The organism is Synergistetes bacterium HGW-Synergistetes-1 (assembly GCA_002839185.1).
Taxonomy (GTDB): domain Bacteria; phylum Synergistota; class Synergistia; order Synergistales; family Synergistaceae; genus Caenicola.
Window position 1 is genome coordinate 91,459 of the sequence record PGXO01000003.1, and the last position, 12,617, is coordinate 104,075.

At 47.4% G+C, this 12,617-nt stretch carries 15 protein-coding genes; 5 read left to right on the forward strand and 10 right to left on the reverse strand.

The window, feature by feature from the left end; translation table 11 throughout:
- Positions 1 to 5: 5 nt before the first annotated feature.
- The 4 genes from CVV54_03220 to CVV54_03235 form a co-directional block, all read right to left on the reverse strand.
- Positions 6 to 497, reverse strand: a complete 492-nt coding sequence (locus CVV54_03220) for a CtsR family transcriptional regulator (protein ID PKL04983.1) — start codon at positions 495 to 497, stop codon at positions 6 to 8.
- A gap of 193 nt (positions 498 to 690) precedes the next feature.
- On the reverse strand, positions 691 to 1,287 hold the full coding sequence (plsY, locus tag CVV54_03225) for an acyl-phosphate glycerol 3-phosphate acyltransferase (protein ID PKL04984.1): 597 nt from the start codon (positions 1,285 to 1,287) through the stop codon (positions 691 to 693).
- Between the two features lie 87 nt (positions 1,288 to 1,374).
- On the reverse strand, positions 1,375 to 1,794 hold the full coding sequence (locus tag CVV54_03230) for an HlpA protein (protein PKL04985.1): 420 nt from the start codon (positions 1,792 to 1,794) through the stop codon (positions 1,375 to 1,377).
- A 75-nt stretch (positions 1,795 to 1,869) separates the two neighbouring features.
- Positions 1,870 to 3,651 (reverse strand): YgiQ family radical SAM protein, encoded by a 1,782-nt coding sequence (locus tag CVV54_03235; protein ID PKL05052.1) that lies wholly within the window; start codon positions 3,649 to 3,651, stop codon positions 1,870 to 1,872.
- Positions 3,652 to 3,847: 196 nt separating this feature from the next.
- Here CVV54_03235 and CVV54_03240 point away from each other — a divergent pair, with 196 nt between their 5' ends.
- A complete protein-coding gene (locus CVV54_03240) occupies positions 3,848 to 4,552 on the forward strand; it encodes a hypothetical protein (GenBank protein ID PKL04986.1) in 705 nt (234 codons plus the stop codon).
- Between the two features lie 38 nt (positions 4,553 to 4,590).
- Positions 4,591 to 5,448 (forward strand): MBL fold metallo-hydrolase, encoded by an 858-nt coding sequence (locus tag CVV54_03245; protein PKL04987.1) that lies wholly within the window; start codon positions 4,591 to 4,593, stop codon positions 5,446 to 5,448.
- Here CVV54_03245 and CVV54_03250 read toward each other — a convergent pair.
- The 3 genes from CVV54_03250 to CVV54_03260 form a co-directional block, all read right to left on the reverse strand.
- Complete coding sequence (locus CVV54_03250) at positions 5,435 to 6,025, reverse strand: isoprenylcysteine carboxylmethyltransferase family protein (protein ID PKL04988.1); 591 nt, start codon at positions 6,023 to 6,025, stop codon at positions 5,435 to 5,437. The two genes, CVV54_03245 and CVV54_03250, sit on opposite strands and share 14 nt — an antisense overlap.
- Positions 6,012 to 7,067: a hypothetical protein gene (locus CVV54_03255; GenBank protein ID PKL04989.1), complete on the reverse strand. Its 1,056-nt coding sequence runs from the start codon at positions 7,065 to 7,067 to the stop codon at positions 6,012 to 6,014. Before CVV54_03255 ends, CVV54_03250 begins: the two co-directional genes overlap by 14 nt.
- A 107-nt stretch (positions 7,068 to 7,174) precedes the next feature.
- Positions 7,175 to 7,888, reverse strand: a complete 714-nt coding sequence (locus tag CVV54_03260; GenBank protein PKL04990.1) for a DNA-binding response regulator — start codon at positions 7,886 to 7,888, stop codon at positions 7,175 to 7,177.
- Positions 7,889 to 7,999: 111 nt separating this feature from the next.
- Here CVV54_03260 and CVV54_03265 point away from each other — a divergent pair, with 111 nt between their 5' ends.
- Entirely contained in the window at positions 8,000 to 8,656 is a 657-nt protein-coding gene (locus CVV54_03265; GenBank protein PKL05053.1) for a tRNA 2-thiocytidine(32) synthetase TtcA, read from the forward strand.
- Between the two features lie 31 nt (positions 8,657 to 8,687).
- Here the strand turns inward: CVV54_03265 and CVV54_03270 are convergent, their stop codons facing one another.
- Positions 8,688 to 9,602, reverse strand: a complete 915-nt coding sequence (locus CVV54_03270; protein ID PKL04991.1) for a dihydroorotate dehydrogenase — start codon at positions 9,600 to 9,602, stop codon at positions 8,688 to 8,690.
- Entirely contained in the window at positions 9,592 to 10,383 is a 792-nt protein-coding gene (locus CVV54_03275) for a hypothetical protein (protein PKL04992.1), read from the reverse strand. Before CVV54_03275 ends, CVV54_03270 begins: the two co-directional genes overlap by 11 nt.
- Before the next feature lie 190 nt (positions 10,384 to 10,573).
- Between CVV54_03275 and CVV54_03280 the strand changes: the two genes are divergently transcribed.
- Positions 10,574 to 10,918, forward strand: coding sequence for a hypothetical protein (locus tag CVV54_03280; protein PKL04993.1), 345 nt, complete (start codon positions 10,574 to 10,576; stop codon positions 10,916 to 10,918).
- A gap of 26 nt (positions 10,919 to 10,944) precedes the next feature.
- Positions 10,945 to 11,754, forward strand: a complete 810-nt coding sequence (locus CVV54_03285) for a bacteriocin (GenBank protein ID PKL04994.1) — start codon at positions 10,945 to 10,947, stop codon at positions 11,752 to 11,754.
- 134 nt (positions 11,755 to 11,888) lie between these two features.
- On the opposite strand, the gene CVV54_03290 is transcribed toward CVV54_03285, so the two are convergent.
- Complete coding sequence (locus CVV54_03290; protein PKL04995.1) at positions 11,889 to 12,614, reverse strand: hypothetical protein; 726 nt, start codon at positions 12,612 to 12,614, stop codon at positions 11,889 to 11,891.
- Positions 12,615 to 12,617: the final 3 nt, after the last annotated feature.

Genomic DNA, 12,617 nt, shown 5'->3' on the forward strand with positions numbered 1-12,617 from the left:
TCACCTCATCCAAGCGCAAGGCTTGTTAGTATTTTTTTCAGCAGTTCAGCTCTCATCAGATCCCGCCTGTACGGCGAAACATCAAAGAGTGACCTTCCGTTTTCCTCCTGACTTCTCAGCGCCACTTCGATAATAAGGCGTTCCCTGGGGGAAATTACATCTCTGTTTTGAAGATTTACCAACAGTTTCCTTGATTCCTGTTCCGTTATTGCATTTCCTACAAGGTCTGCAAGATGAACTACCTCTTCATCACAGTTGTTGAACGTCAGCTGGATAACTTTAATGTAACCATGCCCGCCTCTCTGGCTCTCAACGAGAAATCCGTTTTCGGGGGCAAACCGGCTTCTTAGTACATAGTTGATCTGACTTGGCACACATCCGAATCTTTCGGCCAGATCTTTTCGCCTTAGAGATACCTCCCCTACTTCGTTTTCTTCCAGAAGCTGGGCAATGTATTCCTCGATAATTTGGGTAAGACTTGATGACGGCAAGGACATTCGTGTCACTCCATTTCCTTAGACTGGAACGATTATATAATTTTGGTCAGTATAAGTCAAGGATAAAAGGGCGGAAGCAGAATGCTCTGCCGGAATGAGAAAGCATGCATTTTTTCAGAAAAAGAACCGGGCAAAAACCGGCATTTGGGGGTAACAAGAGATCAGCAGAGGGGGTCAGGAGCCTGCGGTATTTTTAATTGTGTTCGCCGGCCTTGTCTTCCTTGCCTTCGATCAGTCTCTGTATATTGCCCTTGTGGCGCCATGTCGAAAGCGCCGCCAGGAAGAGGCCTGCCAGATAATATGGGCGCGGCATCCCCAAGAGCGGCATGAGGAGGGCGGAAGAAAAGAGTGCTGTTATGGAAGCCACACAGACATACTTTGTTGTCTTGAGGACCGTATACCATACAACTCCTCCTATGAGAGCAGGGAGGGGATTGAAGAAATCAAAAAATGCAAATACACCGAATGTCGTAGCCACACCTTTGCCGCCTTTCCATCCAAGCCAGACAGGGTAGTTGTGGCCAAGGACCGAGAAGACACCAGTCAGTGCCAGTATAATGCTGCTCTCAGTAAAGAAAGATGCCATGAGCACAGCTATACCGCCCTTAAGCATGTCAAAGACAGCAACAGCGATTGCCCATTTTTTTCCGAGCACCCTTCCTGTGTTTGTCGCGCCGATATTGCCTGACCCGAAGTCACGGACATCCTGGCCTTTCAATATTTTTACGGCAAGGTAGCCTGTAGGGCACGAACCTGCAAAATATCCGAAAATAAGCCAGAAAATTGACATTAGATCACCGCCGATCAAAACTTATTCACAGAGACTAAAAAAGCGCCATCCCGAATTAACGGAACGGCGCCCAACTTATTCAGAGTTCTACCTCTTAAGGGCGGTCACCACATCATTTGTGATATCGATACCGCCATAGTAGACAAGTCCCTTGTTCAACACTATTGTGATGCCCTTCGTCTTGGCGACCTTTGCGATAGTCTCTTTGATCTCCTTAAGGATAGGGTTCATTAATTTGGCCTCTTCTTCCCTCATCTCAAGCTGAAGGGTCTGTACGATGTTGGCCTTTTTCTTTTCATCAGTTTCCTTGTCGAATGCAGCCTTAGCCGCTTCAGATTTTTTCTTTCCTATTGCATCGATCTGCTGCTGAGCCTGCTTGAATTTCGGAAACTGCTGAAGCACTGTCATCTCATCAACAAATCCCACCTTCTCATCTGCTGCTGATGCAACGGTATATACAGAGAATATTGCAAGCACTGCAACCAATAATACTGCCAATTTTTTCATCTGGTGTAACCTCCTGTAATTTCCTGTCTGAGTTCACGGAGAATTTTATATCCTGATATGGATATTGTCCATAGCTTATTTTACCATTCTCCGCCTGAAACGGCGCTCCTGAACAAGGCATTTATTGTCATTTCCTATCAGATCTTCGCGTCCCGCTTTGATCAGCGCTTTTTTAACTGTTGCAGCGTTTTCCGGAACCCAGTACTGCAGCAGGGACCTTTGCATCTCTCGTTCTTCATGATCCCTGGGGACGTAAACCTCTTCTCCTGTCATTGGATCGATGCCGGTGTAGTACATGCATGTCGATACCGATCCCGGGGTCGGTGTAAAATCCTGTACCTGCTCGGGCCTCAGTCCGCTGTCCCGGATAAACTCAGCCAGATCCACAGCCTCTTTGAGGGTCGACCCGGGATGGGAGGACATGAAATATGGGACTAGAAACTGTTTCATTCCAAGTTCCCTGTTTTTCTTCCTGTAAGCATCGATAAACTCAACAGTGACATTTCGCGGGACTTTTTTCATTAACTTCAGGACTGCGGGACTAACATGTTCCGGCGCGATCTTTAGCTGACCGCTGACGTGATATCTGCAAAGCTCATCGAGAAAATCAGTTTTTTTATCCTCAAGTATGTAGTCGTACCTCAGCCCTGAGCGGATGAAAACTTTTTTTATCCCCGGGATCTCCCTCAGTTTCCTAAGGAGATCGATATATCGGGAATGATCCGCTTCAAGCTTTTTGCATGGCCCGGGGTAAAGGCATGATTTTCCGGCGCACGTGCCCTTCTTATCCTGGTCAGGGCATGACGGTACAACAAAGTTGGCCGTGGGTCCCCCAACATCATGGATGTATCCCTTGAAATCCTTCATTTTCTTAAATGACGATGCTTCTTCGATCATAGACTTGTCGCTTCTGGTCTGAATGATCCTTCCCTGGTGCATGGCAATGGCACAGAAGGAGCACTCTCCGAAACATCCCCTGTGGCTGGTTATGCTGAATCGGACCTCTTCGAGCGCCGGGATACCGCCGGCCTCATCATAGCCGGGATGGGCGGATCTTGTGTAGGGAAGGTTGTAGACCTTATCCATCTCTTTCTCGGTCATGGGCCTTGCAGGCCTGTTCTGTACGATATTCCAGGCCCCTTGATCCTGCATGAGCCTGCTTCCCCTCGAGTGGTTCTGTTCAAGGTAGAATTTTTTGAAAGCCTGTGCAAAGACTTTTTTGTCTGACCTGACTTCTTCAAAAGAAGGCAGGACAACTGCATCCGCTGCATTGGTGGGATCGTGGGTTTTCCAGCAGGTACCGGGAACGTCCCTTATCTGGCTTACTTCTCTTCCCTGAGAGAGCGCGTGTACTATCTCCGTAACAGGAAGTTCTCCCATGCCGAAGACGAGCAGGTCGGCACGGCTGTCAGCAAGTATGGACCTCCTTACGTCGTTGCCCCAATAGTCATAGTGGGCCATCCTTCGAAGGCTGGCTTCGATCCCTCCGATTATCAGGGGGATTTCCTTCCACAGCTCCCTCACTCTGTTGCAATAGACTATAGTGGCCCTGTCAGGGCGCAGCCCTGCTGCTCCGCCCGGTGAGTAAGGATCTGTCTTTCTTTTTTTTCCCGAGGCTGTGTAATGGTTGAGCATTGAATCGAGATTGCCCGCAGTTACCATTACACCCAGACGAGGCCTTCCCATTTTTTTGAAATCTTCGGTGCTCCGCCAGTCAGGCTGGGCAATAATGCCGACACGAAAGCCAAGTTTTTCGAGCCACCTTGATATTATCGCGTGGCCAAAGCTTGGGTGGTCAACATATGCATCTCCCGATATGACAAGAAAATCCAGCTCTTCCCAGCCGCGCTTTTCCATGTCTTCCCGGTCAATGGGTAAAAATTTATCTCTCTCTGGCTTCTGGTCCTTTTTTGCTTTTTCCACCGATCATCTCTCCACTTGTTTCAGCTGTCAGCCACAGCATCAAATTTAATCGCCTTTGCCCGTGAGCGCCTCAGTAATAGTGCCCCTTTTTAACCGTTACTGCTATAGTATACCTTTAGGACTGCGGGGGATGGATTTGAAGGAGACTCTCAGTATAAATTCGATCAACTTCGAGGTACGGCGAAGCATCAGGCGCAAAAGGATATCTGTGGGTCTGGATACCACGGCAGGAGCTTTCTATATAGCCGCGCCGACCAGGCTCTCAGCAGGTGAAATAAGCCGTACCCTCCTTCCTCAAATCGACGGATTAATTAAAAGGATCAAAAAGAGTGAAAATAGAATTATTCCTCCGCACAGGTATGAGAATGGTGAAAAATTCTTTTATAAAGGGGTAGAATATCCCTTGAAGCGCATCATCTCTGACAAAAACGAAACACTAAGGCTTGAAGATGCGACCTTTTACATAGCGGATAGTACATCAGGCAGTGAAAGAAAAACTTTTGAGACTTGGTACAAAAGGACCCTTTACGAGGAAATACGCGGGCTCCTTCCTTTTTGGACAAAAAAGATAAAGGTTAATCCAACTTCAGTAAATATCAAGACAGTGAAGTCTATCTGGGGAAGCTGCTCAGCCAAAGGGAGCCTGACTTTTTCGACAAGGCTTGCGCTTGTTCCGCCTGAACTCCTTGAATATGTCATAGCGCACGAACTATGCCACATGCGGCATATGGATCATTCAGCCGCCTTCTGGAAAGAACTTACGGTATACATAAGCGACTGCAGGGAAAGAAGAAAATGCCTCAGAGATAGTGAATACCTATATAAATGGTGGTAATGAAACAAACAAATTAGATCGGGAGCTGTATAAATAATATGAACGAACCTTTTTCCTATCCGAATAATTTTTTGCGCTTCCTCGGCACCGGAGGCGCGAGATTTGCAATGCTCAAACAGCTTAGAAAAACAGGCGGCATATGGTTCACTTACGGAGGCCTGAATGGCGTTGTCGATCCGGGACCGGGGTCCCTTTATCACATGTGCAGCGCTACTCCTCCTCTCGATCCGCATGAACTGAGGGCAATAATGCTCACGCACAGGCACCTTGACCACAGCACGGATATTAACGTAACAGCGGAGGCAATGACAGGAGGCGGCTTTGAAAAACAGGGAATGGTAGTGCTTCCCGAGGATTCAGCCTTTGGCTCAGGTCCGGTGCTTCTCAAATACATTGCGCAAAAGGTCGGTGCTGTTGTCATCGCGGAAGACGGCAGAAGAATAGACCTTGGGATGGGAGTTACCGCGGAACCTGTGATGCACATCCACCACGGGGTGGACTGCTTCGGCTACATATTCCGCAAAAATGGTCTCAGGACATGGGGAGTAATAAGCGACACAAGACCCCTCGAGCACCTGGCAGAAAGATACAGCGAGTGCTCATTCGTCTCTTTGAACGTGACCTTCCCCAACAAAAAACCAAGACTCGATCACATGTCGGTTGAGGATGCCGGCGAACTTCTGCAGAAGCTGCATCCGAAGGTGGCCCTGATCACTCACATGGGGGTCATTATGATAGAGGCGGGGCCGGAAAAATTCGCAAAGATGATATCAACGCCACAGACAAGAGTGATCGCAGGTCAGGATGACATGATAATAAATCTGGACACGCTAATTGCATATTCAGAAATTAAGACGGGATGTACAGATAGCTCTTTTCTGTCTATAGATGGCTGATATAGAGCCTGGCTGTGATCAGGATAGTGACCAGAAGGTTCATTCTTATCGAGTAAATCTCTTCGGACCATGCCCTGCCGCGGTCGAATGGCTGATGATAAGGAGAGTGTTCCGGAAAACCTTTTCTCGGGTATGGAAATAACGAGGGAACGTTTTCCCTGTAAGCAAGATATTGAGGTCCGAATTTGGAAGCAAGGAACTCTTCTTCCGCAGGGATCACTATAAAACAATAAAGAAGCAGAAACGCAGCAGTAAAAGCCGCTACCCACATCCACCCAAGCATAAGCGCCCAACCAAGCCCCATAATAAAATTCCCTGCGTAGAGGGGATTTCTTATCCAACTGTAAGGACCCCATGTCACTAGGATAGGCGCACCGATCTTTTCCGCCCTGTATTTAGGAATATATCCTGCAGCCCAGAACCTTACCAGCTGCCCTGAAATAACGATAAGCATCCCTAATGAAAAACGGACCGGATCGAACCGGCTTGGAAAAACGAGAGCCGCAGCCGCAAAGAAAGCCCAGAAGAGCCCTCTGCATTTAAAAGCTATACTGCTGATCTTCTTATTTACCAACATTATCTAATCTCTCTGACTCTTCCTTCATTACCTTTTCAGCTCCGCCCCAGCCAAGCAATTTTATCGCCACTGCTGTTCCAAGAGCTATTCCTGTGTATTCCGATATAAGTCTCCATGCGATCGCCATCACACCTGCAAGGTTCCATGGAACGAAAAGTCCGAAGACCGCCGCAGCTCCGCCCTCAGCGGCCCCGCTTCCTCCAAGAGTTGGCACGAAATACAGAAGGAAAAGGAGGAGGGATTCAGCCAGCATGCACTGCATGTACTCGACATGAAAGCCGGCTGCCATTATTAGGCACGGCATTATCGAAAGGTATACCCACAAATGGACAACTGCCGTCAGGACTGAAAGCATGAACCAGTATTTGCCCGTCGACTGGAAGAGTCTGATGTTGGTGCTGTAATTATCTATCTCCCTGCTGGCCCAGCGTGCTGCTCCAAGCAGCAGACGCGGCTTGAGGATACCTATCCGCTTCATCCTTACAAGGAAACCGTTGCTCCATCTTTTTATCAAATGCGGCCTGACAATGCTAACTGCAAGGAGGAAGGATGCGATCACGATAAATATCAGCACATATACGACGAACCATTTAAGCATTATGTGTCTTTCAATGAAATCTGCCTCTGAGACTATTGAAAAGGGTATTATCAGCGAGAGTATAAAGATCACCTGAAGTGTCCTTACGAGGGTAATGGCAACTGATTTGCCAACAGAGACGCCGTTCTTGTAAAGCAGATATATCTGGAAGGGACCGCCACCGCTCTGCATTGGGGTTATCGCGCTTCCGAAATAATTTATCCAGACTACTGATATTGTCTGCCTGAAGGAAAGGTACTCTCCTGCTGCCCTTGCAAGGAAAATAAATTTGCAGGCATCAAGACACCATCCCAGCACCACAAGAAGCACTGCCAAGGAAAGCAGGACCGGATCTGTATTTTCGAGGACATCGAATGTAGCCGAATCGATACTTAGAAAAAGAACGCTGGTTATCGATACAATAACGATGCAGATAAATATTGTAAAACTCTTTCTTACTGTCAAAGTCCATCCTCCTTTGAGAACAACGGATGAGGGATGGGAAATGCAGAACAAAAATATTTAAAGGATACTACCACAAGTAAACTTCTTTGTCCTGCACTATCACACGTTCAATTCATCTTAGACGGAGTGAAAAAATCTTCAGGGATAAGGGGCAGTCCCTCATGCCATGCAAAAGCAGCAGCTTTCGTACGGTCGCTGAGATCTAGTTTTTTAAGGATGTGGCTGACATGGTTTTTTACAGTCTTTTCCGAGAGAAATATCCTCGCAGATATCTCTTTATTTGTCAGTCCATGTGAAACCCAGTAAAGGACTTCCCTCTCCCGCTGCGTTATGTAGTCCAGAGGGTCTTCGCTGATCAGCTCATCCGAGAACGGATTTTTCAGGTATTCGATAACCTCTGCACTGATGTAGCGCTCTCCTCTGATCACGCTGTGAAGCGCTGTCAGAAATTCGGGGATGTCGCAGCTCTGTCTAACTGCACCAACAGAATCCATGCTGCTCAGAAGAGAGAGCATATCAGCGCTCCCATCCCTGATCATGAATAAAAACCTTATCCCCCTGACACTGCGTCTGATCTCCTTTGCCGTTTCCACTATAGTAAGATCAGGCAGGACTTCGCCTATGACTGCCACATCTGGCTGGAGGTCTATGCAGTTCCTCAGTGCATCAACTCCGCTGTTAGCTCTGGACAATAATGCTATTTCAGGCTCCTTTTCGAGGACCAGTTTAAGTGCATCGATGAAAAGATTGCTGCCGTCAGCCAGGACAATTTTAATCTTTTTCATAAAAACCTGCTCCATCTGTGATAGGATAAACTGCATACTTACAAGATATTCAGGGAGGTATTCCCGCTGAAAGAAGATTTTACAGAAAAATACCCCATATCGCAAAAAATCATGCGCTTTGTCGGTGAAGCCATCCGTGATTATAACATGATAGTACCCGGAGACAGAATAATGATAGGCCTCTCTGGCGGCAAAGACAGCTTAGTAATGTCACTTTCCCTCGCGGTGCTTCGCCGCAGAAGTCCTGTTAAATTCGGCCTCACTGCATGCCTTATTGATCAGACGGGCGGCACGATGGACACGTCGATGCTTGAAAGGTTCATGGATGAACTGGATATTCCGCTTAGCACCTTCAAACACCCGACATACAGCATTATGGAGGAAAGGGATGAAAGGTCTCCCTGCAGTCTCTGCGCGAACCTCAGAAGGGGAATTCTTGCCGCCCAGGCAAAGGAAGCGGGATCAAACGTTCTTGCGCTGGGGCACCATAAGGATGATGCAGTGGAGACAGTCCTGCTGAATCTTTTCTACGGAGGAAGGTTCAAGTGTTATCAGCCTAACATGTTTATGAGCAGGACTGAGGTAAAGGTCATCAGGCCGCTTATATATATCGAGGAAAGAAGGATAGCGCTCGAAGCAGTGCGACTTAAGCTCCCGGTGACCAGCGCATGCTGTCCTTACAGCGAAAAGTCAAAAAGATTATCTGCAAAAAAGATCCTTGAAGAGATGGAAAAAGAGATCCCTGAAATAAAAAGCAACGTTATCCATGCACTTAAAAACGTGCTGGAAAGCGATGTCTGGTAAGTTAATAAAAAAATCCTTGCCTTAAGAGATCCTATTTTCTTGCCAGCCCTTTTATATCCTCAAGCCTTGAACAGCAGTACTGACGGACATACTTTTCAAGGTCTTCGCTTATTTCTTTTCCGGCATCAAGGTTTCTGAAGAAAGCCGTTCCCACTTCAACAGCGGAAGCTCCGGCGAGGATCATTGCAGCACAGTCTGATGCCGAAGAAACTCCCCCGCACCCTATTACCGGTATCCTAACGGCTCCGCAGACCTGCCAGACAAGACGCAGGGCAAGGGGGAATATTGCCGGGCCGGAGAGGCCAGCAACGACCCGGTCAAAGGCCGGCTTTGCCCTTTGCATGTCCATACCCATGCCAAGCCATGTGTTTGCGGCAACTATTGCATCAGCGCCCTCTGCTTCTATCGCACGGGCAACATCTTCAGGGCAGGGAGTCTGAGGGGTCATCTTTACCCACAGATCACCTTTCCATGCCTTTCTGGCAGCACTGACGGCTTTTGCGGCGCTTGAGGGATCTATCCCCCATGCCATACCGTCCCCGTCGACATTGGGGCATGAGATGTTCAGCTCGGCCGCTGCAAGGGCACCCGTATCCTGAAGTATTTTTAGTGTCTCCGACGTCTCTTCTGCACTTTCCATCACTACATTGGCAATTACAGGAACCGGACAGGTCTTCGTCATTTTCAGATATTTTTCAACGAAGCCAGTAGCTCCTACGTTCTGAAGTCCTATGCTGTTGAGGACTCCAGCCGGAGTTTCCCAAAGCCTTACCCCTTTATTGCCGCACCTGGACTTTAGGCTAATGGCCTTTGTACAGATCGCGCCTATCCCGGCAAGCCTTTCCGCCTTCCAGAAATCATCTTCGTAAGGCCAGACTCCGGATGCAGGGATAACAGGCCATTCAAGTTCAATATTTCCAATTTTCATCCTCATATCAATTTCCATAGTCTCTCACCTCATCGGCTCTGAAAAGAGACTGATCGGCGCAAAGCCTCTTTTGTCCGTTCACTGTCTCTACGACACAGCCCATGCAGCCCCCATAGCCGCACGCCATCCTCTTGTCCAGCGAAAAATAGAGCTTATCGGGTTCATCCTCATAGTGTTTCTTAAGGGCTTTTAAAAACCCAGGAGGACCGCAGGACCATAACCTCTCTCCTTCTCCGAGTCCTTTAGGCAACACTTTGAACATGCTGTTTCCTTCTCCAAAAGTGCCGTCATCTGTGAAAATGCGAACTTTCGGAATGAGTTCGGATATGCGGGCGGCATACTTTTCATAACCGCATCCCGGGATCCCAAGGAATATATCCGCTGTCTTTTCAGGATATTTCTTTGCAAAATATAGGAAAGTGGCAATGCCCGCTCCTCCGGCGGCAATGTTTATCTTTCCGTCGACAGAGGGCAACGGGACTCCGAATGGCCCTCTCAGCCTGACTTCGCTTCCGGGTGACATCCTAAACATCATCTCTGTCCCTCTTCCTATCACCATGTAGCAGACAGACAATTCGCCCTTTCTGACATCAACGTCCGCAACTGCAAAAGGCCTTCCCAGGAAAGGATCATTGCTCTCTGAGGGAAAGACCATCACGCATGTTCCCGGTAAGATCCGCTCCGCCAGTTCCGTGCATCTGACTGTTAGCCAGCCTATCCTGTCCGAAAGCGCTTCGGATGATGCAACTATGCCCTTAAAATCATCTATTTTATTCGTATGACTGCAAGTATCAGACATTCTTTTTCCCCCGTAAAAACAAAGATCGTCTATCTGTGAACATAAGAAAATAAAGCCTCGTCAATTCTAACATTCGGCGTCCCAATACGCCATCTTGCCTTGCGGCTAAAAGTTGATTCGGGTTATAATCACTGCTGATAAGAGTTAACAAATATTTTAATTCATTTATAAAATGAAAGGGGTAATATGAATGGCATACTCAGAACCTTATGACAAGATGGACAGCAAGACTCTCGACATTTCAAAAGCAATTACCAGCCTTCGCGAAGAGCTTGAAGCAGTAGACTGGTACAATCAGAGGGTCGCAACGGCCACAGACGAAGAACTTAAAAAGATAATGGCCCACAACAGGGATGAAGAAAAAGAACACGCCGCCATGTTAATAGAATGGATCCGCCGCAATATGGACAATTGGGACAAGGAACTGAAGGACTACCTCTTCACCTCGGCTCCTTTGGGTGAACACGAAGCTGCGGCCGGAGGAGAAAACGTTTCTGAAGGCGGCATGGCAAATCTCGGAATAGGAAAACTTTAATACACACATAAAAGGGGGACAAAAATATGGATATTCTTAAAAGATCATTAGCTCCAATTATGCCGGCTGCATGGGATGAGATCGACGAACAGGCAAAAACAGTACTCAAGGGAGCCATTGCGGGAAGAAAGGTCGTCGACGTAAAAGGACCGCTCGGATGGAACACCGACGCAGTCTCTGAAGGCACACTATCTCTCGTAGAAGAGTCACCTGTCGAAGACGTAAGCTACGGTATACGTGAATCTCTTCCTCTTGTAGAAATAAGGGTCCCCTTCACAATGTCTATGTGGGATCTGGACGATATAAGCAGGAATTCAAAGACGATCGACTTCACGCCGGTGTTCGAAGCCGCACGCAAAGCAGCCCTCTTTGAAGATACAGCAGTATTCCAGGGACTTGAAGAAGCAGGCATCCTCGGTCTGGAACTTGAATCTGACAATGAGCCCGTAGAGGTTAAGCTTGACGATGAAAATATCATCGGTTCAATAGTTGGAGCTATAACCACTCTCAACAGCCGTTCAATGGAGGGGCCCTACGCCTTGGTCTGCTCGTTGCCGCTCTGGACAAAGATCAAAACATCGGGCAAAGGCTATCCTCTTCTCAAGAGAGTAAAGGACGCCCTCGGCGACGACGGCCGCATCGTTCTTTCACCGCAGTACGAGACATCGATGCTCGTATCGATGAAAGAGGGCAACAGCGAACTGATAATCGGACAGGATTTCTCAATCGGATATCAGTCACACACAAACACAGAGGTCAACTTCTACATCACAGAGACCTTCACCTTCAGGGTGATCGCTCCTGAGTCGATCGTACCTTTCAAAATAGTTAAATAAATTTTTGGCAGCATAGAGTGTTTCTAAACAAGCAAAGCAACAGGGAAGATGCGACGCATCTTCCCTGTTGCTTTTACCAAATATTTTTTATCCGTATGATCTTAAACAAAGACTGACGCCTGCATCTTGGTAAATCATATTTTCTTCAGCACGGGAAGGTTGATGTCAAAATATACTGAAATTATGCGTATAGAGAAGATCATTGCAAGGCCCAACTTCATTGCCGCCCCTTCTCCGACAATCGGATAAATGAACCACATACATATAACTCCGGCAAATGCTGCTAACGCATAAATATCCCTTCGAAAAATAACAGGGACTCTCTGCGCCAGGACATCTCTCAGTATGCCCCCGCCAACAGCCGTTATCACAGCCACAAAAACAAACTGCACAAAACTATAATTTTGATTTATAGCCTTTATCCCGGCATCAACGGCAAAAAAACTTAGACCTATTGCATCCAGCACGACAAGGACCCATTTGACATAAAAAAACTGAGGCAAAATAAAGACGAAAAGAACGGATAACATCACAAGAACAATGGTCGAATAACTTGAAAAAAAGACAGGCACACCTACATCCATGATCACGTCCCTTAGTATTCCTCCCCCGCATGCAGCTGTGAAAGCAAGAACAGAAACCCCGAAGAGGTCCATCTTTTTCTGCATTGCCGTGAATGCGCCAATAACAGCAAAGCTGATAACCCCGATATATTCAAGAATGCTGATTATCCCGATCTGGAAAGAGAACAGTATAAGTACCTCTTTTCTGGAAATATTGTCTGTCCAAATACTGCGGGAACGGAAGGATAGCCGTTCCCGCAGATAAGTATTTTTATTTGTTCTTTGTGCAGAAATCAAATG

Coding starts and splice junctions, on each gene's coding strand:
- CVV54_03220 (PKL04983.1), bottom strand. CDS start 497: ATGTCCTTGCCGTCATCAAGTCTTACCCAAATTATCGAGGAATACATT.
- plsY (PKL04984.1), bottom strand. CDS start 1,287: ATGTCAATTTTCTGGCTTATTTTCGGATATTTTGCAGGTTCGTGCCCT.
- CVV54_03230 (PKL04985.1), bottom strand. CDS start 1,794: ATGAAAAAATTGGCAGTATTATTGGTTGCAGTGCTTGCAATATTCTCT.
- CVV54_03235 (PKL05052.1), bottom strand. CDS start 3,651: ATGGAAAAGCGCGGCTGGGAAGAGCTGGATTTTCTTGTCATATCGGGA.
- CVV54_03240 (PKL04986.1), top strand. CDS start 3,848: ATGGATTTGAAGGAGACTCTCAGTATAAATTCGATCAACTTCGAGGTA.
- CVV54_03245 (PKL04987.1), top strand. CDS start 4,591: ATGAACGAACCTTTTTCCTATCCGAATAATTTTTTGCGCTTCCTCGGC.
- CVV54_03250 (PKL04988.1), bottom strand. CDS start 6,025: ATGTTGGTAAATAAGAAGATCAGCAGTATAGCTTTTAAATGCAGAGGG.
- CVV54_03260 (PKL04990.1), bottom strand. CDS start 7,888: ATGCAGTTTATCCTATCACAGATGGAGCAGGTTTTTATGAAAAAGATT.
- CVV54_03265 (PKL05053.1), top strand. CDS start 8,000: ATGATAGTACCCGGAGACAGAATAATGATAGGCCTCTCTGGCGGCAAA.
- CVV54_03270 (PKL04991.1), bottom strand. CDS start 9,602: ATGGAAATTGATATGAGGATGAAAATTGGAAATATTGAACTTGAATGG.
- CVV54_03275 (PKL04992.1), bottom strand. CDS start 10,383: ATGTCTGATACTTGCAGTCATACGAATAAAATAGATGATTTTAAGGGC.
- CVV54_03280 (PKL04993.1), top strand. CDS start 10,574: ATGGCATACTCAGAACCTTATGACAAGATGGACAGCAAGACTCTCGAC.
- CVV54_03285 (PKL04994.1), top strand. CDS start 10,945: ATGGATATTCTTAAAAGATCATTAGCTCCAATTATGCCGGCTGCATGG.